This window comes from Eubacterium multiforme (assembly GCF_030813415.1).
Taxonomy (GTDB): Bacteria; Bacillota; Clostridia; order Clostridiales; family Clostridiaceae; genus Clostridium; species Clostridium multiforme.
In genome coordinates this window covers 13,096-35,760 of record NZ_JAUSUF010000014.1, presented here as the reverse complement: position 1 = coordinate 35,760, position 22,665 = coordinate 13,096, and the positions used below count along the sequence as shown (strand labels likewise).

At 26.2% G+C, this 22,665-nt stretch carries 19 protein-coding genes and 1 other annotated feature; of the genes, 3 read left to right on the top strand and 16 right to left on the bottom strand.

Annotated elements, in window-relative coordinates:
* Positions 1-54 precede the first annotated feature (54 nt).
* The 5 genes from brnQ to J2S18_RS14220 form a co-directional block, all read right to left on the bottom strand.
* Positions 55-1,404 carry a branched-chain amino acid transport system II carrier protein gene (gene brnQ / locus J2S18_RS14240; protein ID WP_307487782.1) on the bottom strand — a complete coding sequence of 450 codons (1,350 nt, stop codon included), beginning with the start codon at positions 1,402-1,404 and terminating at the stop codon, positions 55-57.
* Positions 1,405-1,509: 105 nt separating this feature from the next.
* Positions 1,510-1,772 (bottom strand) — a binding site (T-box leader).
* Between the two features lie 57 nt (positions 1,773-1,829).
* The gene (locus J2S18_RS14235; protein ID WP_307487781.1) at positions 1,830-5,069 is read right to left on the bottom strand and encodes an MMPL family transporter; all 3,240 of its coding nucleotides are present in this window, start codon (positions 5,067-5,069) and stop codon (positions 1,830-1,832) included.
* Between the two features lie 413 nt (positions 5,070-5,482).
* The gene (locus tag J2S18_RS14230; protein WP_307487779.1) at positions 5,483-7,273 is read right to left on the bottom strand and encodes an ABC transporter ATP-binding protein; all 1,791 of its coding nucleotides are present in this window, start codon (positions 7,271-7,273) and stop codon (positions 5,483-5,485) included.
* Positions 7,273-9,000: an ABC transporter ATP-binding protein gene (locus J2S18_RS14225; protein ID WP_307487778.1), complete on the bottom strand. Its 1,728-nt coding sequence runs from the start codon at positions 8,998-9,000 to the stop codon at positions 7,273-7,275. Before J2S18_RS14225 ends, J2S18_RS14230 begins: the two co-directional genes overlap by 1 nt.
* Before the next feature lie 282 nt (positions 9,001-9,282).
* Positions 9,283-10,446: an AI-2E family transporter gene (locus tag J2S18_RS14220; RefSeq protein WP_307487777.1), complete on the bottom strand. Its 1,164-nt coding sequence runs from the start codon at positions 10,444-10,446 to the stop codon at positions 9,283-9,285.
* A gap of 279 nt (positions 10,447-10,725) precedes the next feature.
* Between J2S18_RS14220 and J2S18_RS14215 the strand changes: the two genes are divergently transcribed.
* The 3 genes from J2S18_RS14215 to J2S18_RS14205 all read left to right on the top strand — a co-directional run bounded on the left by J2S18_RS14215 (position 10,726) and on the right by J2S18_RS14205 (position 11,772).
* On the top strand, positions 10,726-10,872 hold the full coding sequence (locus J2S18_RS14215) for a hypothetical protein (protein WP_307487776.1): 147 nt from the start codon (positions 10,726-10,728) through the stop codon (positions 10,870-10,872).
* Between the two features lie 124 nt (positions 10,873-10,996).
* Positions 10,997-11,545, top strand: a complete 549-nt coding sequence (locus J2S18_RS14210) for a flavodoxin family protein (protein WP_307487775.1) — start codon at positions 10,997-10,999, stop codon at positions 11,543-11,545.
* A gap of 71 nt (positions 11,546-11,616) precedes the next feature.
* Positions 11,617-11,772, top strand: coding sequence for a hypothetical protein (locus J2S18_RS14205; RefSeq protein WP_307487773.1), 156 nt, complete (start codon positions 11,617-11,619; stop codon positions 11,770-11,772).
* 66 nt (positions 11,773-11,838) lie between these two features.
* On the opposite strand, the gene J2S18_RS14200 is transcribed toward J2S18_RS14205, so the two are convergent.
* From J2S18_RS14200 to J2S18_RS14150, 11 genes are all read right to left on the bottom strand, one after another.
* The gene (locus J2S18_RS14200) at positions 11,839-13,221 is read right to left on the bottom strand and encodes a L,D-transpeptidase family protein (protein WP_307487771.1); all 1,383 of its coding nucleotides are present in this window, start codon (positions 13,219-13,221) and stop codon (positions 11,839-11,841) included.
* Between the two features lie 201 nt (positions 13,222-13,422).
* A complete protein-coding gene (locus J2S18_RS14195) occupies positions 13,423-13,815 on the bottom strand; it encodes a DUF3887 domain-containing protein (protein ID WP_307487769.1) in 393 nt (130 codons plus the stop codon).
* A gap of 98 nt (positions 13,816-13,913) precedes the next feature.
* Positions 13,914-14,681, bottom strand: coding sequence for a YhfC family intramembrane metalloprotease (locus J2S18_RS14190; RefSeq protein ID WP_307487768.1), 768 nt, complete (start codon positions 14,679-14,681; stop codon positions 13,914-13,916).
* 12 nt (positions 14,682-14,693) lie between these two features.
* Complete coding sequence (locus J2S18_RS14185) at positions 14,694-16,004, bottom strand: sensor histidine kinase (protein ID WP_307487766.1); 1,311 nt, start codon at positions 16,002-16,004, stop codon at positions 14,694-14,696.
* A gap of 15 nt (positions 16,005-16,019) precedes the next feature.
* Positions 16,020-16,727, bottom strand: a complete 708-nt coding sequence (locus J2S18_RS14180; protein ID WP_307487764.1) for a LytR/AlgR family response regulator transcription factor — start codon at positions 16,725-16,727, stop codon at positions 16,020-16,022.
* Between the two features lie 166 nt (positions 16,728-16,893).
* The gene (gene hdhB, locus J2S18_RS14175) at positions 16,894-17,679 is read right to left on the bottom strand and encodes a 7beta-hydroxysteroid dehydrogenase (RefSeq protein WP_307487763.1); all 786 of its coding nucleotides are present in this window, start codon (positions 17,677-17,679) and stop codon (positions 16,894-16,896) included.
* Positions 17,680-17,854: 175 nt separating this feature from the next.
* Positions 17,855-18,787, bottom strand: coding sequence for an exonuclease domain-containing protein (locus tag J2S18_RS14170; protein WP_307487855.1), 933 nt, complete (start codon positions 18,785-18,787; stop codon positions 17,855-17,857).
* Between the two features lie 165 nt (positions 18,788-18,952).
* Positions 18,953-19,963, bottom strand: coding sequence for an SIS domain-containing protein (locus J2S18_RS14165; RefSeq protein ID WP_307487761.1), 1,011 nt, complete (start codon positions 19,961-19,963; stop codon positions 18,953-18,955).
* A 34-nt stretch (positions 19,964-19,997) separates the two neighbouring features.
* Entirely contained in the window at positions 19,998-21,068 is a 1,071-nt protein-coding gene (locus J2S18_RS14160) for an SIS domain-containing protein (RefSeq protein ID WP_307487759.1), read from the bottom strand.
* A gap of 13 nt (positions 21,069-21,081) precedes the next feature.
* Positions 21,082-21,909: a PTS system mannose/fructose/sorbose family transporter subunit IID gene (locus J2S18_RS14155; RefSeq protein WP_307487758.1), complete on the bottom strand. Its 828-nt coding sequence runs from the start codon at positions 21,907-21,909 to the stop codon at positions 21,082-21,084.
* Entirely contained in the window at positions 21,893-22,660 is a 768-nt protein-coding gene (locus tag J2S18_RS14150; RefSeq protein WP_307487757.1) for a PTS mannose/fructose/sorbose/N-acetylgalactosamine transporter subunit IIC, read from the bottom strand. Before J2S18_RS14150 ends, J2S18_RS14155 begins: the two co-directional genes overlap by 17 nt.
* Positions 22,661-22,665: the final 5 nt, after the last annotated feature.

Sequence of the window (22,665 nt, the reverse complement as noted above, 5' to 3'; positions counted from 1 at the left end):
GTCACAAAAATCAGCTTTATATTTTTAATTTTAATCTATATTTTTAATTAGCTCTTATTCACTAACATTATCTATATTTACATTTTTCTCTAAAGACTTTTCTTTAATAAATTTTAAAGATAATCCTAATATAAAACCTACAATTGATGGAATAACCCATCCAAGTCCCTGTGAATAAAGAGGTAATTTGTGTACTAAATTATTTATGAAACTTAAAGAAATTCCTGTATCACTTAATGCATAAATAACACTTATAACTCCTGTAAAAACAATTGTAAAAGAATATACAATTGAACTACTATTTAAAAATTTATCAAGAATAGCTAATAATATAAGAACTATAGCAATTGGATAAATTGCATTTAATACTGGAACAGATACTGCAAGAATTTTTGTAAGTCCCATATTGGCTAAAACCATACTTGAAAGAGTAAGTACTCTTACAAAAGTTTTATAACCTACCTTTGGCATTAAAGTTTCAAAATATTGACTACATGAAGTTATAAGTCCAACAGATGTTGTTAAACAGGCAAGGGTAAATGTAAATGCAAGTAAAACAACTCCAGGTTTTCCGAAAATATATAACATTATATTAGCTAAAGTTTGAGCCCCATTTGCTGTTTCTCCAAATCTTCCACCACTTGCTGCTCCTAAATGAGAAAGAATAGAATAAATAACTATTAATAAAGTCCCTGCTATTAATCCTGCTTTAATTGAATTTGAAACAACTTGTTTTTCCTCTTTAACACCTTTTGCTTTTATAGCTAGCGAAATTACTATTCCAAAATTTAATGCTGCAATTGTATCCATAGTTAAATATCCATCTAAAAATCCTTTAACAAAGGGTGAAGTTATATATTCCCCTGTTGCTTTTCCATATTCTCCAACTGGCTTAATTAAACTTGCAATAAAAATACTTGATATTAAAATCAATAATGTTGGTGTTAAAACTTTTCCCATACGATTTACTAACTTAGATGGTGTTAAACATAACCAATAAGCTACTGAGAAAAATATTAAAGTATATATAAATAATGCCCATGTATTTGAAATTAATCCCTTTGGAAGAAATGGTGCTACTGCCATTTCAAAAGGAAGACTTCCTGCCCTTGGTATTCCAAGGCAAGGTCCTATTGAAAGATAAATTAAAACTGTAAATATAATTGCGAAGGTAGGATTTACTCTCTTTGCTAAAGATTGAAGTCCTCCTGATTTTGCTACAGCAATTACTCCAAGCACTGGAAATCCAACTGCTGTAATAAAAAAGCCTCCCATAGCAACCCAAGTTGATCCACCAGCCTGTTGCCCTAAAAATGGTGGAAATATTAAATTACCAGCCCCAAAAAATAATGAAAAAAGCATTAAGCTTACAAGTAATAAATCTTTTTTTGATAAATTGTTCATTTTAGTCGCCCCCAATTTTTTATTTAACTTTTTCAATTCATAATAATGTCTCCTTCTATGTCCATAAAAATTCCCCCTTAAATATAAAAATACCCCGTCCCTAAAATAAGGGACGAGGTTTAATCGCGTTACCACCCTAATTCTATAAAAATATAACAAAATATAAATATATCTTTATAGCTCTTAAGTTACGTACTAAATAATACGCTTTTCTTTTAACGGTGAAATGTCCGATAAAGCTTACTAAAACTTTCAGCCTTACTTCTCAGAGATGATTTTCAAATATATATTGAACATTGGCTTTCAGCAAAATGCCAACTCTCTTTGGAACAATATTATAATTTACTTTTTCTCTTCACAGAATTTATTTAAAAAATTTATTTATCTAATATTATATTATTTAGAATTATTTGTCAACACAAATTTTAATTTTTATTATCTTCATTGCCTTTTTCATTATCTTTGTTATCTTTTTCTATCATTACCCTAAATGGCCACCAATTTGCTTTACCAAATATTCTTACCATAGCTGGAATAAATAAAGGTAATATAACTACAACATAAAGTAATATACCAGCTAAAACAACCATTGCTATTTCAACTAAAGATAATACTCCTGATGGGATTAATGCTGCAAATGTTCCACTTAATATAATTACAGCTGATAATATTACTCCTCCCATTAATCTCATTGTTGTTATTATACGTTCTTTTATATCACTGTTATCATCTTGATTAAATCTTGTCATTATAAATATTGAATAATCTATTCCAAGGGCCATAAGTACCACAAATCCAAAGAATGATGTTATCCATGATATACCTGGATAGCCCATTACTTTTTCAACTATAATTTGAATTATACTTAATGATGTAAAGTAACTTAATATAAGTGATGCCATTAAATATATTGGCATTACTAAAGATCTTAATATTATAACTAAAGTTATTGATACTCCAATTATTACAAAAATCAATGCCTTATTATAATCCTTTTGTGCCATCATTTTAGTTTCATAGGTTGTACTTGCAATTCCTCCAACTCCAATATTTGCATTTTCTAAATTAGTTCCTTTTATACTGTTATTTACTACATTCTCCATTTGTGGAATTTCATTTACAGCCTCATTAGAGTATGGATTCTTATCAGTTATTACATTAATAACTGCAAGCTTACCATCTGGACTTATATATTGATTTAATGATTGTTGGAATTCACTATTATTAAATACTTCTATTGGAACACAAATTCCTGAAACATTATAAGAAAGGTTAGACCAATCATTAATAAAACCATTAGCATATTTAAGTCCATGTTGTATTTCTTGAATACCATTAGAACCTGATTTTAATCCTTCTGATAATTCATTTACCTCTCCTGAAAATTGTTTAAATCCATTTTCTATCTGCTCTTGTCCATTAGCTATTTTAGATAAAGCACTTGAAATCTCAGGTACTTTTCCAAGTATTTCTGCTCCACCTTTTGAAGACTTACCAAGTCCTGAATCCAAAGCATTTAATCCACTTTCAACTGTTGAAATTCCTGAATTAAACTTATTTAAATCATTCATTATTTGATCTTTTTTATTATTTAATTCTTTCATTGAATTATTTAAAAATCCAATATCTCCATTTAAATCTTTTATTTGATTAAATATATCTTTATTTAGTTTTCCTTGTATATTATTTGTGTTGTTTGCTAAAGTATCTATATCATTAACAAACTTTTGAAAATTCTTATCTTTAGCTGCTTCAGGATGCATTGCTAAATATGCATTTAAGTCTTTTTTAACTGATGATAAAACATCTTTAAATTGACTGCTATCAATATTTACAATTCCTGAACTATTAGCTATATTGTTAAATTTATTTACCTTATCTAATATACTACTTACCTTACCAGTTATCTCATTATAAGCATTTTCAATTTCACTTTTACTTAATTTTAATTTATCTAATTTCTTTTGTGCCTTATCTACGCCGTCCTTTAATTCAGTTGCACCATTATGTTCTAAATTAATACTATTTTCTAATTCTTTTAAGGCATCTTGAAGTTCATTTACACCATTTTTAGTTTTCAATGTACCATTTTGCAGTGTTTCTGTTCCCTTCTCTGCTCCCTTTAATTTTGATTTAGAACTATTTATTTTATTTCCTGCTTTATTTAATCCACCTTTAATTTCATTTAAACCACCATTTGCTTTTTTTACTCCTTTATAAACATCTCCAGCTTGATTATTTACATATATTTCATCTAACCTAGTTCCTGTTGGTCTTGTAACACTTAAAACAGAATTAATGTTTTTATTAGAATTTTGTAAATCATTTGATATTTTCTCTATTAAAGCTATATACTCTGGCTTTTTCATATTTTCACCATTTTGAATATATATAGATACTGGTGAAGCTTTTCCAATTCCAAAATCATCTGCTACAATATTGAATCCCTTTTTAGATGAATAATTATCACCTATTTCATTTAAATTATTAAAGGATTCATTCCAATTATTAAATAGTATTGGAACTATAAGTATTACTACTATAATAATCAAAGTTTGTACTGGCTTACTAAAAGCAAAGTTTCCAAGTTTTCCCCATAATTTATTTTCCTCAACTGAAATTTTCTTTTTAACAGGCCAAAAAATATTTTTGCCAAGAAGCAGCATAACTGATGGAAATATTGTAAATAATGCACCTATTAAAAATACTATACCTATAGCAACAGCTACTGCACTTCTATATAAATTAAATCCTATAAAATTTAATGAAGCAAATACTACAAATACAGAAGTTGCACTAGATAATACTGTCTTACCTGCGGTTTTATATGTTGTCTTTACAGCTTCAAATCTATCTGCCCCACCTGCAAGCTCCCTTTTAAACCTATTTAAAAGTAAAATAGAATAATCTGTTCCTATTCCAAACATTATACATATCATAAATATTTGAGTATAATTTGAAAGAGGAAAATTATATTTACCAGCTAAAATTGCTACTACTGATTGTGCTGCAAGATAGCTGATTCCTACAGTTAATAAAGGTATAAATGGAGTTACTATTGATTTAAATAATAATATTAATACAATAAATATAAATACCACTGTTATACTTTGTGTCTTATTAAGTCCTCTCTGTGCTGCTAAATTAACATCAGATTCTATTAGCTTTTCTCCTGTAAGATATGTTTCCACTCCAGGTGTTTTTAACTTACTATCTATTGCCTTCTTTACAGTATTAGTTTGTGCACCATTTGGGTTTATTGTAATTAGTGCCATTATTGTTTTATTATTACCTGATACTAATTGAGATTTTAATTGTGGAGTATCAAAGCTGTTAACTATACTGTCTATATAAATACTTGATTTATCTTTCTTTAAGTTTTCAATAGTCTTTTTAATATTTTCTTTATCATTTTCATTTAATCCATTGTTAGAATGGAATACAGCTATGTAACTATCATTGCTATTAAACTTATTGTTTTCATTTAAAATACTAGAGATTTTCGATGAATAATCATTAGGTAATTGTATTCCTCCCTTTTTAGTAACTAGCTTACTAAGAGATGGAGAATTAAATAATAATATTAAAACTACTACACACCATAAAATTAATGTTCCAAAGCTAAAGACTTTCTTTAATCTTTTCTTACTTTTATTTTCTTCCATATATAATACCCCCTTTTCATTTTATTATTAACTACATAAAAAAATATATCACTTTAGAGAAATTTTTTAAAAATGAAACTAAGTTTTAAACTTAATTTTATTAAAATAATTTATAATTTAATTATTTTGTATATAGATTCTTAATATATTTTAATAATACATCAAAGGTTTTTATTTAAATTTATATGTAAATACCCTTATTTTTAAATAAATCCTTCTCACTTTATAAAACTTATATTATTTTATGGAAATTTTTGATTAAAACACCAAATTTATAATTATATTTCCCATTAATAATATAATTTACTGTAAATATATTATTAATATTTTTTTGTGCAAAAAAAGCTGTAGTTTGTCTACAGCTTTTTAATACTTTAGAAATTCTTTTTTCTTTTATCAATTAATTATTAATATTATTTCTCTTCACTATTTGCAAATTGACTATTATAAAGTTTCTCATAAAAGCCACCCTTTGCCATAAGCTCTTCATGGTTTCCTTGTTCTATAATACTTCCTTCATTCATAACTAAAATCAAATCTGCATTACGAATTGTTGAAAGTCTATGAGCTATAACAAAACTTGTTCTGCCCTTCATTATATTTTGCATAGCCTTTTGAAGTAATATTTCAAGCCTTGTATCTACAGAGCTAGTTGCTTCATCTAATATAAGAATTGAAGGATCTGAAATTATAGCTCTTGCTATAGTTAATAATTGTTTTTCTCCCTGTGATATATTAGATGCCTCTTCATTTAAAAACATATTATAACCATCTGGAAGAGTTTTAATAAAGTGATGTACATTTGCTATTTTAGCAGCTTTAATAATTTCTTCTTTTGATGCTCCAAATCTACCATATTCAATATTTTCATAAATTGTTCCATTAAATAGCCATGTATCTTGAAGAACCATTCCAAACATTGAACGTAAATCCTCACGTTTCATATCTCTAGTATCTACTCCATCTATTTTTATTGAACCACCTTTAATATCATAAAATCTCATTAATAAATTAATTAAGGTTGTCTTTCCAGCTCCAGTTGGTCCAACAATTGCAACCCTCTGACCACTTTTAACTTCTGCACTTAAATCTTCTATAAGAATTTTATCATCATTATATCCAAATTTAACATGTTCAAATGTAACATCTCCACGTAATTTTTTTATTTTAATTGGATGCTCTGGATCCTTACTCTCTTCCTTTTCATCTAATATTTCAAATACACGCTCTATTGCTGCAAAGGCTGCCTGTATACTTGAAGATAACTGAGTTATTTGAGAAAGAGGTTGATTAATTTGCCATATATATCTAATAAAAGCTTGAAGATTACCAACTGTAATTATTCCCTTTATAGCATATATAGGTCCTATAATTGCCATAACTGCTATTCCTAAATATGTTACAAGGGAAACTAAAGGTGACATCATACTAGATACAAACTGCGCCTTAAATCCATTAGTACAAAGTTCATTATTAATTTCTTTAAACTCTCTTATTGAATCTTCTTCTTTTCCATATAACTTTATTTCATTAAATCCAGTATACATTTCTTGAACTTTACCATTTAATTTGCCTAAAGCATTTTGCTGTCCTTCAAATAATTTTTGTGATTTATTTACAATAAATTTTGAAACAAAATAACTTATAGGAATTATAAGTATTGCTATAAGTGTCATAGTTATATTAATTGTAAACATCATTGAAACTGCAAGTACAACAGCTAATATAGAATTAATTACTTGGCTAAAACTTTGTTGAAATGCATTAGATATGGTATCAACATCATTAGATATTCTACTTAATACATCCCCATAACTGTTACTATCAAAATAACTTATAGGAAGTTTTCTAATTTTATTTTGAACAGCATTTCTTAAATCTCTCATAGTATTTTGAATTGCATTTGTTAATAAAAATGTTGCAGCATATGTGAAAAGTGTATATGAAATATAAAAGCAAGCTAATATAACAAGTATTTTAAAAATATAATTAAAATTTACAGTAACTCCAGGTATTCCTTTTGCTATTTCAATTACATCATCTGTAAGTCTAGTAATTATAAGACCTTCAACCTTTGGAGAAATTGCACTTATTATAGCTGCTATAACTATAAATAAAATAGCAGATAAAAATCCTCTTTTGTATCTTTTAACATAAGGAGAAAGCTTTTTTAAATTAGTTTTTATTTTTTCAAATCTATTCATTATGCTAGTTCCTCCTTTGTAAGCTGAGATGTAGCAATTTCATAATAAATATTGCAATTTTTAAGAAGTTCCTTATGGGTACCAATTCCTACAACTTCACCTTCATTAAGGACTATAATTTTATCTGCATTTAAAATTGAACTAATTCTTTGAGCAACTATTAAAACTACTGATTCCTTTGTTTCTGCCTTTAATTTTTCTCTAACCATTGCATCTGTTTTAAAATCTAAGGCTGAAAAACTATCATCAAAAATATATATTTCAGGTTTTCTAACTACAGCCCTTGCTATAGATAATCTCTGCTTTTGACCACCAGAAACATTTGATCCACCCTCACTTATCTCTTCATCAAATTTATGAGGTTTCCTTGAAATAAATTCATAAGCCTCAGCAACTTTAGCTGAATGTTCAACTTCTCCTGTTTTGGCATTCTTCTTACCAAATTTAATATTTTTCTTTATACTTCCTGTAAATAATAATGTCTTTTGAGGTATAAATCCAATTTTTCTTCTTAAAGCTTTTAAGTCATAATCTCTAACATCTACCCCATCTATTTTAATACTGCCTTCTGTAACATCATAAAATCTTGGAATTAAATTAATTAATGTACTTTTTCCACTACCAGTACTTCCTATAAAAGCTATCGTTTCTCCTTTTTTTGCTTTAAATGATATATTTTTAAGTACAGGTTCCTCTCCATAAGGATAAGTAAAGGTAACATTTTCAAACTCTATATATCCTTTTTCCTTTGTATCTTTAACTCCATTTTTAGGATTCTTAATAAGAGGTGTTTCATCTAATAATTCCTGAATTCTATTAGCTGAAACTTCTGCCCTTGGATACATTACAAAAACTAAAGAAAATAACATAATAGAAAACATTGCATGAAATAAATACTCTATAAATGCAACTAATTGACCAACTTCTAACGTTCCTGAATTTATCATTTTACTTGAAATCCAAAAGATTGCAATTATAGCTAAATTTAATAATAAGAAAAAGGTAGGTTGAGTAATTGACATAAGTTTATTTAATCTTTTAGAAATATTTGCATAACTTTCATTAGTATCTTTAAATCGTTCTTCTTCATGATGGTCATTTCCAAAAGCTCTAATAACTCTTATTCCTGTTAAATTTTCTCTAGATATACGATTTAACTTATCTAGTCCCTTTTGTTGACTAATTGACATTGGATGAGATACTTTAGCTACAATTACTACTCCTGCCACTATAAATGGAATTGTTATAGCTAAAACTAATGATAATGATAAACTTGTTTTAACTATCATAAATAAACTTATAGTAAACATTACTGGTGTTATAAATGCTACTCTTAAAACTGTATTAACAAACTGTTGTAATTGAAAAGCATCATTTGTAGTTCTAGTAATCATAGAAGAAATTCCAAATTTATCATACTCACTATGTGAAAATTCCTGTGACTTTTCAAATATATCATTTCTAATATCCCTAGTCATACTAGTAGAAATTCTTGAAGAACAATATCCAAGTAATATAGTTCCAAGAACTCCTATTATAGAAATTATTATAATTACAGTTCCCATTTTTTTAATATAGGGAATATCATTATGAACTATACCAACATCAATAATCTTTGCTATTATTGTAGGTATTCCAAGTTCAACTAAAGCAAACCCAAATACCGACAGAACATCTAATGCAATTAATGCTTTATATCTTTTTAAATAATTTAAAATTAATTTCATTACTGCTTCTCCTCCTTCTTTAACTATATTTTAAATAAATGTTTACTTACTATTTTACACAATTAATATAATTTTTTCTAATACTTTTTTATAAAATTTGTAATGAATTTTAAAGACTGCTTAAGAGATTTTTATTTCTTAAACAGTCTTTTATTATATCTAGTAAAATACATATTTACATTACTTTATAATATAAAACAATCTCAAAAAAAGTCACTATATTTATAGTGACTTTTTAATAATTTAGCTAAATCTATAAAATTTAATTACAATAATATAATTTTACATATAATCTTTAGTATCAACCTTTAATCCCTTTTTCTTTAATTTATCCTCTACAATTTCTTTAATTATAGAGTAAATAATTGCAAATAAAGGAACTCCTATAATCATTCCTACTACTCCAAGGAATTTTCCAGCTACTAATATTGAAAATAAAATCCAAAAAGCTGATATACCAATTGAATCTCCAAGTATTTTAGGTCCTATAATATTTCCATCTATTTGTTGAATTATAAATATTATAATTATAAGCCAAAATGCTTTAACTGGTGAAACAAATAAAACTATTATAACTGATGGTATTGCTCCAATAAATGGACCAAAGAAAGGAATTATATTTGTTATACCTATTATTACTGATAATAAAAGTGAATATGGCATTCTAACAACTGTTAATGTTAAAAATGTTATTATACCAATAATAAAGGAATCTAATATTTTTCCAATTAAAAACTTTCCAAAAGTATCATTACTTCTATGAGTTAACTCTATAGTTTTATCAGCTGCTCTTTTAGGTAATATTGCATAAGTCATTTTTTTATTTAAAGCAAAAAACTTTTCTTTTTCTATTAAAAGATAAATAGAAATTATAAGTCCTAACATTATGTTCCAAATACTTGATAAAAGATTTGTTAAGATTGCTCCAAACATAGGAATTAAATTTGTTGATGCCTTAATAATATAATCTATTAATCCATTAAACTTTTCATTTATTAATGTTAAATAATGTTCTTGTACATCAAGACTACCTATAGTTTCATTAATAAAATTATTTGCATCCTTTATATATACAGGTACATCATTAACAAGTCCAACAATACTATCAATTAATTGTGGAAGTACAAACTGTATAAACAATCCAATAAATAATAACGCAGTAACATATGTAAATAATAATCCTAGTCCTCTTTTTGATTTTATCTTAACCTTTTTAAAAGCGGACATTTCAAATACTTTATTTTCATAAAACTTTAAAACGAAATTTAAAATATAAGCCATGGCAAAACCTAAAATAAATGGCTTAAGTATAGCTATTATATTCCCTATTTTACTCATAAGAGAACCCATCTGTGATATTGCTAAATAAAAAACAATACTTGCACAAATTACAATAAATGTATAAACAGCTATAGTATTATATTTTTTGTTCCAATCGATCTTCATTTTTCACCTCTTGTTTTACTTTGTAAGACACATTTATTTTTATTCTTATTGGTAATTTTTTTTATATTTCTACCCTTTTAATTATAGCATATATTTCATAAAAATTTAAAATTCTTTTAACTTTATATAATATTAAAACTATACTTTTTAAAGGATTTATTTTCTATAAAAATCTAGTTTTAGGTAATTTAAAATAGTTATTTTACTTAATGAATACATTTATTGTTATAATGGCAAAATAAATATTGATTATAAGTTTTAATTAGGAGGTTTATACAAATGAAAGATGAAAATAAATCAGTAAATGATATTGCCAAGGAAATGATAATTGCTGGAGAAACCTTTGATGTAATTATGGAAAAAACCCATTTAAGATTAAAAGATTTAAAAAGAATTCAAAGGGAAGAAATAAATCCTCATTTCTAATAAAAAATATAAAATAAATACTGAACTAAAGCTTATCCTTTAATTATTGACATAAAAATTTTAATGGATTACCATTTAAATATAGAAAAATTTACAAATATTAATAATTAAAGGTGATGTTAAAATGAAAAAAGTAATATTATTAAGTGGAAGTCCAAATGCTAATGGAAATACTGTAACTACTTTAGAAAAATGTGCAGATGTTATAAGAAAAAACGGAGTAGAAGCTGAAGTTGTTTCTATAGCAGGATTAGATGTAAAAGATTGTATGAGTAGCAGCGATAAATCTACTGATGGATTTGATGAAATAATTGAAAAAATTAAAAATGCTCAAGGTCTTATAGTTGGTGGTCCTGTATACTGGGGAACTGTAAGAGGTGAACTTATGGTTGCACTTCAAAGAATAGCAATGGCCTCTAAAGATAATGGAAGATTCTTGTCAAGAATGGTTGGAGGACCAATAGCAGTTGCTAGACGTGGAGGACTTACATCTTCTATTGAAGAAATGATGATGTTCTACCTTACAAATGATATGATAGTTCCAGGTTCAACTTATTGGAATATTGTATTTGCAGGAAAAGAAGGTACTGCTTTAGAAGATGAAGAAGGTATTTCTACTGTTGAAAGATTTTCTGAAAATGTAGCTTTCTTAGTAAACAAAATTAACGACTAATTTTATTTATTAAAGTATTTTTTTATTCTTTTCTAGAAATACTAAGTTTAATACTTAGTGGAGGTGAAAATATGACAAAAGATAGTCAGCCAGATAATAAAAGTGCTAGAATGGAAAAATGTAATTATCAAACTCCAATAACTAGTGAAGAAGGAAAAAATCATAATAGAACTAATAAAAAACATTCAATTAAACGTAAAGGCTTCCAAAGCGAACATATAAATTAAACACAAAAAGGTTCTACTTTACTAAAAGCAGAACCTTTTTTTATTTAATAATTTATAATACCTATACTAAAAATAACAAATAACAGGAGTACCTTCCTCAATATTATTAAATATTATTTGTGCTACATTATATGGAGTATTTATACATCCATGAGATCCATTTGTTCTGTAAATGCTGCCTCCAAAAGATCCTCTCCAAACAGCATCGTGAATTCCTATACCTCCATTAAAAGGCATCCAAAAACTAACAGGTGTTTCATAATTTTCTCCTCTTAAAGTTGCATTTCTTTGTTTGTAAGTTAATCTATAAATTCCAGCTGGAGTTCCATAATTTTTACTTACATCTCCAGTAACTATTTGTCCATTAGTCATAAGCTTACCATCTTTATAAAACCACATATGTTGTTTTGTTAAATTTATTTCCACATAAGTATTTCCAATATCGTTAACATTAGTTGATAGAGCTGTTTGCAAATAATTAGGCTCTTTACTTATAGTTTCTCCCTTTTTAATATTTTCTATTAAATCTTTAACCTCTTCTGAAGTATCAATTGCAAAACCATAATTTCCTCCAGTAACTTGTACAGTTGTGCCTAATGAAGTTTTAAAATCTCTAGTTTTTCCAAAAGTATTATATTTTCTTGCAAGAGAATCTACATAATTTTTAATCTCTTTATCATCAAATTTTATTTTTAAATTTTTATCTACCTTAAGCCACTTATTTATTGTATCTCCATTTAAAACTTCTTTATTATTGGGAACTATATAAGTAACTTCAGTTGATACATATTTATTAAGATTTTCTTTAACCTTCTTAACTTCATCAGATCCTGAAGTATATTTTGGATTTTCATAACAATTTTTTTCTTCTAAATTTAATTTTTTATCACCATTAATAATTGCGTTAGATACATTTTTATATAATATATCTTTATTGACTTTATTTCCAATAACTTCATCTATAACTTCATAACTTTTATCCTTATACTTAAATTTAGGGTTTTCTGGCTTAACTACATTATCTTCATTAAAAAAGCTTAAGTTGTTTAATGATTTTTTCAATAGATTTTCATCATAAGAAACTACTTTTGATAATTTATAATCTTTTGAAGTGAAAACTTTAATTATCCAAGCAAAAGGATTTTCATTATCCTTTAACTTGTAGAGCTCCTCATTTAAGTCATACTTTAAATTAATATTAGAGGCATTAATTTCTCCTTTCATATTTTCTCTTCCTTCTAATTCTAGCTTATACAAACTAGCTTCTGATAGCATCTTCTCTTTTGCCTCTTCCACAGTTTTACCTGATACACTAATAGAATTTATTTTAGTTCCAAAATAAAAATGACTTTTAAAATATATGGACATACCAAAATATATAACAATTAAAATGCAAAAGGAAACTATAACTCCTATCATAACTTTTCTAGTCCTATTCTTTTTTCTCATAATGATTAATCCCCCTGAACACACATATAAAAATTTCTCTAACAGATTATTCCATATATAACTTATTTTATCATACATTTAAGTATAAATGCCAATACATTTTATAATATGTTTTACCTATTAAATTTAGTAATAATATTTATAAAAATAAGAGATTGCAAATCTTACAATCTCCTTATATATTTATCCTTTATAAAATTTTTATTTCATATAAATTCCTACTAGTTTCATATCCTTATCATAAGATAATGTAAATTGAACCTTTCCATTTTCATATTTAGCTATTGCTATAACTACAGCAACACCATCCTTTTCTTGAAAGGACATCTTTTCTATACTTTCATACTTACCAACTTTATTTTTTACTCCTTCAAAGGCTTCCTTTAGTTTTGCCTCTGGTAATTGTTTCCTTAATTCATCACTACCAGTATTAATTACATCTTTATATTTTCCATTATTTAAATTAGTTATTACCTCTTCTGATGCTGATTTTAACTTGTCTTCGCTATAATTAGAACTTAACTTTGAAGCACCACACCCTACAAATAGACTTACACAAAAAATTATTGCTAAAATAGATACAAATTTTTTCATTATTAATACACCCCTTTAATATTCATTTAAGGCTATCTAAACTCAATACTGCTCTAAAGCATAGCCTTATTTAAAATTTTATATAAAATAACAGTTTTTTAAAACATTTTTAAATTTTTAAATAACTTTCTAGACTTAATTGTAAAAATTAATAGACCTAAAGCAAAAGTTCCAATGAAAAGTTCACTAAATACTATATTCATTCCACTCATTACAAATATTCCTGACATAAAGTCTATAGCACCATGTATTATTATTGCTAATATTAAATATCTAATTTGCTTTTTATTAATTCCATATAAAACTATAAGTGTTAATCCTATATGAATTATAATTGCTGATATTCTTTCAATTCCTCCAAATAATACATTTATATTGCTTAATTCTAAATATAATGATTTTAAACTTTCAGCATTTCCCCCTAAATAAGTTCCATTATTTAAAGATATTAATGTAATTAAATTTTTTATACTAGATAATCCAACAATAAGTATAGCTTCTATTCCTCCATGTCCAAATCCAAAAGCAATTCCATCTATCCATCTTCTATTATTTTTTAAAGCTATTTTAAATCCTAAATATCTACCACCTTCTTCAAAAACCCCTGCTGTAATACCTAAAAATAAAGCATATAAAACAGGATAAAAAACGGATAAATTATTATACCAATCCATATTTACTAAAACATTTTGAAGTAGTGGTATTCTTAAAAATACTTGTGTAATTAAAAATACTATCATCCCTACAATAAATGGCTTTATACACCTTTTCCTCTTTACTATAAAATATATAAATGCACCTATAGGAATTCCAAAACTTATAATTATATTTATAAAAAAACATATCATTAAAGCTGTAAATTTCATAATATTAAACTCCTAATTATTAATTGGAATAATTATATTTACTTTAAACTTATCTTCATCATAATTAATTCTCATATTACCTTCATACTTCTCTAATGTAATACTTACATTTTCAAGTCCAAATCCTTTGTGATCTTTTTTAGTTGTCTTAAAAAACTTCTTTCCTTTTATAGGTTTACTATTTAATGAATTAATTAAATTAATTACAATAAACTCATTAAACTTATCTATTTTTAATGTTATGTTCTTACTATCTTTTATTTCTTTAGTTTCATCTATAGCATTATCTAAAAGGTTTGCAAAAATTGTAGTTAAATCTATATCATTTATAAAATCTAAATTTACATTACCTATTTTACAAATAAATTCTATATTATAATCCTTAGCCTTTAAAAACTTGTCATTTATAATAACATTTAAAACTTTATTATTTGTATATTTCTTTTGGGAAAACTTTTCTAAAAGTAAATACATATCTTTTGTATATTCTTTCCCCTTTTCATATTCATTTGTCCTATACAAATCCTCTATTGTTTGTAAATGATTTTTTATATCATGAATTGTTTTTCTAGAACTTCTATACTTACTTTCTAGTGAATTATAGTATTCATATTGCATTTTAGACTGCTCTTCATATAACATTATTTTATTTTTAAGTTCATTATTCTTTGATATAGATTCAAAAATATTAGTAATAAAAAGATTTAAAACTACAATAGATAAAATATTTATTAATAATAAAATCAAATCCTCTATAGACATATAAGTTTGAATGTACATCATTAAAGTACTAATATAAATTATGCTAAACAAAGGTAGTACAAAGAAATTTAAGTATTGTATTTTTGTTATTCTTTTTATATTTTTATTCTTAAAACATATTATAAAAAACCTTGAAACACTTAAATAAGTAAATTGAGTTATTATAGAAAGTGTAATTCCATAAATCTCTATGTTATAAAAATTAATATTAAAATAATAACAAGCTATATTAAAAACTACAGACACTATAATTTGGAAGGAAAATAAAACCATTACATATATGCTGTAATATAAAATATATATTTTTTCATTATTATAAAGAAAATGTCCTATTATAACTGTTCCTAATAAACTTAAAATTAAATTTATTGTTCCAGTAAAAAATATATTACTTATAAAAAGAATTGCTGTAAATATTATATAAGCTAGTATGTAAACATACCTTTTATGATATATATTTCTTTTAAATCTTTTCATAAAATCAAATATTATATAAGTAGAAAAGAATCCTAATAAAATAGCTATTATTTGTCCTAAAATTTGTATAGAATTATTTAACATAAATTTACCCTACCTTTAAAGCAAAATACAATTTTCTAAAAATATATTTAGTTTTTCTCTAAACTCTACTGACTTCTTTTGAGATAGTGGAATTATACTTCCATCCATCATAAAAATATCATAGCCTTTTATGGATTTTACATAAAATAAGTTAACAGTGAAACTTTTATGAGGCATTAAAAAATTGTATTTACTCATAGTTTCTGCAATCTTTGTTATCCTTTCTTTTAAAACATAAACTTTATCCTTTGTTTTAATATTTACTTTTCTATTTATATATTCAAAATAATATATATCCTTTGGTCTTAATCTTAAAATGCCTTCTGTAGTAACAAACTCAATAAATTCTTCCTCTTTCTTTTCACTTAAATAAGAAATAACTTCATCTAATTGCTTATGTATATCCTTTTCATTAATAGGTTTATTTAAATATCCAAAAGCATGTACTCCAAAGGCTAAATTAACATATTCAGTAAAACTTGTTACATAAATTATTTTTACATTTTTATCATATTCCCTTATAAATTTTGCTGTTTCAAGACCATTTATCTTAGGCATATCAATATCTAAAAATATTACATCAAAAAACCTTTTTTCCTTTAAAAGCTCTTCTCCACTATTATAAGTAATTATATTAAATGTTTTATCTTTATAATTATTTATATAGCTTTCTATTCTATCTATAATATTTTTTTCATCATCACATATTCCAATTTTTATCATTTATACTCTCCACCAGTGTAATTTCTAAATTTTGTATCCTAGGTTATTTAAATTATATAATTTAAAATTTTTAATTACAATATAGATTGCATAAGGTATAGTTTTTCTTACATAAAATACAGAAAAAAAAGAATTATACATTTCACTGTATAATTCTTTTTAATATTTAAGCCATATGGTCAAACATTTTTCCTAGTTTGCAAATTAAATCATCTCTATCCATTTCCATGTTCTGTTTTTGTTTTTCTCTGTTTAATTCACCTACTAAATAAGACATTTTAACTCCAAGCATATCAAAGCCTTCCTTAGCAACTTCTTCTGGATACATAGCTGCTGCAACCTCCTTTGGATCTGATGGTTTATTTTTTAGCCATGTTGGAGTTATTGTAGATCCTGCTGTAAGTAATAATACATCTACATTTGTATTTTTAAGTTCATAAGCTACACCTTCTGTTAGTGTCATCATATATGCTTTTTGAGCTGCATATTCAGCACAGTATGGAAGAGATGTCCAACCACAAAGAGAACCTGTTGTTATAAAAGCTCCTCTATCTCTTTCTTTAAATAAACCTGTAAAGTGATGTAATAACTTTGAGAATGTTCTTATATTAACTCTATACATTTGCTCATATTTGCTATAATCAACACTTGAATAAACACCCATAGAATGTAAACATGCAACATAATCAATTAATCCCATATCTAAATCTTTAGTTTCTGCAATTATTTTTTCTGCTGCATCCTCTTCAGATAAATCTTGTCTTAAAACTTTTATTTCTCTACCTGTTTCATTATTAATTTCTTCAGCTAATTTTTTTAAAGCTTCTTCTCTTCTTCCCACTAAAATTACATCCATGCCTCTTCTTGCAAGTTCAAATGCACCTGCCTTGCCGATGCCTTCTGTAGCCCCTAAAACAATTCCCCACTGTCCATATTTTTCTCTAAAATTCATAATTATCTCCTCCCATTTTGTAAATATATTTTTTTTAATTTTTAATTAAAGTAATAATTACTAAAATTAAATATGTATAAATTACTTAGAAGATAATTATTTTTAAAATTTTATTCACTTTATGTAAACATTTAAATTTGCTTAATACTACAATTATATCAAACTTTTTTATTTTTTAAATGCTTTTTTTCATCTTTTCTAAAAATTCTTCTTCATTTAAGAACTTTATATCTTGTCCACTTTTTCTTAAATCAGTAGCTCTTCTTAATTTGTTACTCATTTCATCTCTATCTAAACTTTCTATATCTTTCATATTTGTTACTAAACAAGTTGTTTTTCTAGTTACTGAACTTCCAGTATTCCCTCCAAGTTTTCTAACTATCATCATTGCCTTATCTCTTGTCATAGAAGATAGTCCACCTGTAAATACAACAACCTCCCCTTTAAAAGCTTCATAATTTAAATTTTCAAATAAACTTTCCTTACTTATTAACGCTTTTCTATCTGATACTTTTAAAATCCTTCCTCTAGTTGAAGAAGGTCTGTACCCTTCACTATTAACATTTCCAATTGTTACACCTAAATTTTTTGATATTTCTTTAATATTATAACTTTTTAATTCCTCTGCTATATTAATAAGTATGTTGCTACAAGCTAAAGCATCAGCTAGAGCATCATGGTGATTAAACTTATATCCTAAAAAATCATTTACTGTATTTAATTTAGCATTTTCAAGATTTTTATAAAAATTTCTTGCAAGCTTCATTGTGCATATATAATCAAAGTTTGGCATAGTAATTCCATAAAGATTTAAAGTATTTCTAAGAACAGATATATCAAAGGATGCATTATGGGCTATTACTAAACTTTTATCAAAATATCCTTTTATCTCTTTCCATATTTCATCAAACTCTGGCTCACTTTCAACCATTTTAGGTCTTATTCCATGAATACCAATATTAATTGGCATAAACCTCATTTCTTTAGGCTTTATTAAATAATGGATTTCTTTAATTATTTCCCCATTTTCTACAACAGCAATACCAATGGAACATGGACTATTTCTTTTCTCATTTGCTGTCTCAAAATCTATTGCAATAAAATTCAAATTTTCTTTATTATTCAAACTATTAGTCTCCTATTCTGTCTTATGTAAATTTATATAACTATATTATAATACTATTATTTTTTAAAAAAGGCATTGTTAAACTAATTATTTTTAGTTAACAATGCCCTTATTATTTATTTTATATAAACCTTTTTAATCTTAATTTTAGTATTCAAATTGACGGTAGTAACGACGTATATCTAAGTCATGTCCTGTATTATCTTCAAAATGGAATGCTAAACGATCTACTAAAAGTGTTGATGAAATAGTTGGTGCTAATATCCAACGGAATTTATCATCTATTCCTTCTAATTCATAATCTTTAGTATCTATAACTGTAAGCTTATTAGTGTACTTTTCAACAAATCTTTCAACTCTATCATCAATTTCACGGCATTTTCCCTCACCTTTAAGTAAAAATACACATACATCTTCTTCTACTAACTCTAAAGTTCCATGGAAAAATTCTGATGATGTAACTGACTTAGTTTTAAGCCATTGCATTTCTTCTAATAAGCACATTGAGAAAAGATATGTTTCTCCCCACATTTCTCCTCCACCTATCCACATCATATATGGTTCTTTGTGATACTTCTTACCAATTTCAGCTGCTATTGGGTCAAATTTTTCTTTAGCCTTTATTAAATTTTCTGGTAACTTTTCAAGTTGATTTGCAAAGTCATCATATTCTTCAAAATCTCCTCTATTTTTTAATAATCTAAAGAAGAACCAGTATAATAGCATGTACTCATATTCAACACCATTTTCATGTCTCATTGGTATTACATAATCGCTGCTTGAAGCTAGTGGAGATTCTGGATTCTTTGTAAGACAAACTACTGTTATCCCTTGCTCCTTGCACCATTTAGCTATTGCAACTGTCTCTTTTGTATCTCCTGATTTAGACATTGTAACTACAATTGAATCCTTGTCTAAACTCTTATTACCTCTTATTAATAATTCAGCTGCCTGTTCTACAAATACTGGTAGTGTTGTTACTTGCTTTGCTATTTCTCCTATTGCCATCATTGGAGCTAAACTTCCTCCAACTGCTGTAAAAAATATATTTTTATACCCTCTCTTTGTTAACTCATCAGCTGCTCTTTCAGCTTCTGGTCTTGCCTCGCATATAAGTTTCATACTTGTTCTATATTCTTTTTCATTAAATTTTAACATAATAGTCTTCCCCCTTAAAATTCCCTTTAATTTTTTATATTTTACTTTTTAACTTGTCATCAAAGTCTTCAAAAGTTTTTTTATTTAATTTATTTCCTTTATCCTCTGCAATAACATAAGATAATATTTGTATAGGTATTACAAATAGAAGTGGACTTATTAGTTCATCTATTTTTATACCTAAAGTTAAATCATGCTTATTTTCACTAAATTCTTTATAAGTAATTTTATAAGTATGCTTTGTATATTTATCTAAATACTTTCTTAAAGCTTCTTGCCTAAACTGTAACTTACTTTCAGTTTCTATAAATATAATGTGATCTTTATTAGATAATGCTAAATATGGTCCATGCATATATTCTTCAAGTTCATGTCCATTCATAGGCGTTCTAATAGTTTCAGTTATTTTTGTATCTGCTTCCCTTACCACTCCATAGCCTGGTCCATATCCTATTGCTAGAAATCTTTCTCCACTAACTAATTCTTCTTTATTGTCTTTATACCACTTAAAGGTTTTTTCTATAATTTTTTCAGTATTTTTAATAGCTTCTTTTATTTTTATTAATTCACTATTATACTTTTCTTCATTAATTATTTTATTTTTATAAGAAAGTTCTAATCCCATAAGTATAAAAGTTAAAACTGTTGCACTAAAACCCTTTGTAACATATCCAACTTTTTCTTCACCACATCCAATATTGACTATACTTTTGCTTTCCATGCAAACTGGACTATTTAAATCAGCTGTCATAGTTACAACATTACAGTTATTTTTAATAACTTTCTTTAATGCTTCAATTGTTGAAAAACTTTTACCACTTTGTGTAACTACTATATATAGTGCATTTTCATCTATTCTATTTTCATAATTACTAAATACAAAAGGCATTTTTATTTCAATATTTATATTTAATATATTTTCTACATAATATTTAGCACATTCAATGGCATTTGCAGAGGATCCTGTAGCTAACACAATCCATCTATCATATTTCTTTCCCTTAAAACAACTAATAAATTCCTTTAAGTTTTCTTTTCTATTCTCAAGTAAACTTTTATTTGTTACATATTCCTCGTTTATATAGGTTAACATTGTTTCCTTCATAACTTATTCTCCACTATGCTAAGAATCCAAAGAAGGCTCCAACAATACCTATTGCTGCTATCAAAATTAATATAGTTGTTGTTTTAAAATTTTTGCTTAATAGCATATAAATAAATCCTGTAAATCCTAATGACATTATACCTGGAACAATTCCATTTATTATATCAGCAACTTTCATGGCACTATCACCTTCACCTATTGTAAGTGGTATATTTACAGCAACCATTTCAGCTGTCATTCCTCCAATTACCATAAGTCCAAGTATTGCAGCTCCATATGTTAAAGCTTCCATTAATCCTGACTTTTGTATTTTATCTAACACTCCAGCTCCTAACTTATAGCCGCCCATCATAGCAAAATATCTTATTAATATATGTGGCACATTAAAAACTAATAGAAATAATATAGGTCCTAAAATATTTCCTTGTAATGCTAATGAAGTTCCTATACCAGTAGCTATTACCCTTAAAGTTCCCCAAAAGAATGAATCTCCTATTCCTGCTAAAGGTCCCATTAAACCTACTTTAACGTTATTTATTGATGAAGTATCAAAATCCTCTGACTTTGCATTACTCTCTTCCATAGCAGTTGAAATACCTAATATTAAAGTTGCAATGTGTGGAGTTGTATTAAAAAACTCTAGGTGTCTTTTTAATGCTTCTGCTCTTTTTTCATCAGTTTTATATAATTTTTTAATAATTGGCATAATACTATATGCATAGGACATGTTAGCTTGTCTTTCATAATTCCATGACCATTCCATAGTAAAGGATCTCCAAAATACCTTTCTTAAATCCTTTTTAGTTATATTCATATCATTGTCTTTAGAAGTCATCATCATCATTCCCTCCTTCTACAACAACTTGATTTGGTTTATTTAAACCTACTAAAATAATAGCTGTTATTACTCCAAATATTGCTATTCCTGTTATAGGTATTTTTAAATAAACTGATAATGCAAATCCTAAGAAATAAAATACTGCAACCTTTTTATTTATAATCATCTTAACTAATAATGCGAATCCTAAAGCTGGTAATAAACCTGTTGCAATAGCTAATCCATTTTGTATAAATTCAGGTATAACATTTAATATTGATTCCATTACTGGTGCTCCTAAGAAATAAGAGAAAAATACTATTAATCCTATTGGTAAATTAACTGAGAAAAATCCACCAAGTAAATGCATTCTTTCAACACCACTACAGTCACCTTTTTCTGCATATTTATCTGCTTTATGCACAAACAATGGTAATATAAATATCATACAGGCATTTTTTATTACTAATGCTAATGCTGCTATTGGAACTCCTAATGCTAGAGCAACTTCTGGCCCTTGATTTGTTGAAATTGCAAAAGCTGTTCCTAAAATTCCTCCTGAAATTATTTCTGGTGGAATTACTGCACCTACTGAAAATGCTCCAATAAATGCAAGTTCTAATGTTGCTCCTAAAATAATTCCAGCCTTTAAGTCTCCTAGTACTAAACCTGTTAGTACCCCAGTTATAATTGGTCTTGATAACAATGATGTACCAAGCAAATATTCAGCATTAGCAATCATTGCTACTATTCCAAGTAAAATAGCTGTTCCCATAATAA

Excerpts from the sequence above, each read along its gene's own strand:
- brnQ (WP_307487782.1), bottom strand. The coding sequence starts at position 1,404 with ATGAACAATTTATCAAAAAAAGATTTATTACTTGTAAGCTTAATGCTT.
- J2S18_RS14235 (WP_307487781.1), bottom strand. The coding sequence starts at position 5,069 with ATGGAAGAAAATAAAAGTAAGAAAAGATTAAAGAAAGTCTTTAGCTTT.
- J2S18_RS14230 (WP_307487779.1), bottom strand. The coding sequence starts at position 7,273 with ATGAATAGATTTGAAAAAATAAAAACTAATTTAAAAAAGCTTTCTCCT.
- J2S18_RS14225 (WP_307487778.1), bottom strand. The coding sequence starts at position 9,000 with ATGAAATTAATTTTAAATTATTTAAAAAGATATAAAGCATTAATTGCA.
- J2S18_RS14220 (WP_307487777.1), bottom strand. The coding sequence starts at position 10,446 with ATGAAGATCGATTGGAACAAAAAATATAATACTATAGCTGTTTATACA.
- J2S18_RS14215 (WP_307487776.1), top strand. The coding sequence starts at position 10,726 with ATGAAAGATGAAAATAAATCAGTAAATGATATTGCCAAGGAAATGATA.
- J2S18_RS14210 (WP_307487775.1), top strand. The coding sequence starts at position 10,997 with ATGAAAAAAGTAATATTATTAAGTGGAAGTCCAAATGCTAATGGAAAT.
- J2S18_RS14205 (WP_307487773.1), top strand. The coding sequence starts at position 11,617 with ATGACAAAAGATAGTCAGCCAGATAATAAAAGTGCTAGAATGGAAAAA.
- J2S18_RS14200 (WP_307487771.1), bottom strand. The coding sequence starts at position 13,221 with ATGAGAAAAAAGAATAGGACTAGAAAAGTTATGATAGGAGTTATAGTT.
- J2S18_RS14195 (WP_307487769.1), bottom strand. The coding sequence starts at position 13,815 with ATGAAAAAATTTGTATCTATTTTAGCAATAATTTTTTGTGTAAGTCTA.
- J2S18_RS14190 (WP_307487768.1), bottom strand. The coding sequence starts at position 14,681 with ATGAAATTTACAGCTTTAATGATATGTTTTTTTATAAATATAATTATA.
- J2S18_RS14185 (WP_307487766.1), bottom strand. The coding sequence starts at position 16,004 with ATGTTAAATAATTCTATACAAATTTTAGGACAAATAATAGCTATTTTA.
- J2S18_RS14180 (WP_307487764.1), bottom strand. The coding sequence starts at position 16,727 with ATGATAAAAATTGGAATATGTGATGATGAAAAAAATATTATAGATAGA.
- hdhB (WP_307487763.1), bottom strand. The coding sequence starts at position 17,679 with ATGAATTTTAGAGAAAAATATGGACAGTGGGGAATTGTTTTAGGGGCT.
- J2S18_RS14165 (WP_307487761.1), bottom strand. The coding sequence starts at position 19,963 with ATGTTAAAATTTAATGAAAAAGAATATAGAACAAGTATGAAACTTATA.
- J2S18_RS14160 (WP_307487759.1), bottom strand. The coding sequence starts at position 21,068 with ATGAAGGAAACAATGTTAACCTATATAAACGAGGAATATGTAACAAAT.
- J2S18_RS14155 (WP_307487758.1), bottom strand. The coding sequence starts at position 21,909 with ATGATGATGACTTCTAAAGACAATGATATGAATATAACTAAAAAGGAT.
- J2S18_RS14150 (WP_307487757.1), bottom strand. The coding sequence starts at position 22,660 with ATGGGAACAGCTATTTTACTTGGAATAGTAGCAATGATTGCTAATGCT.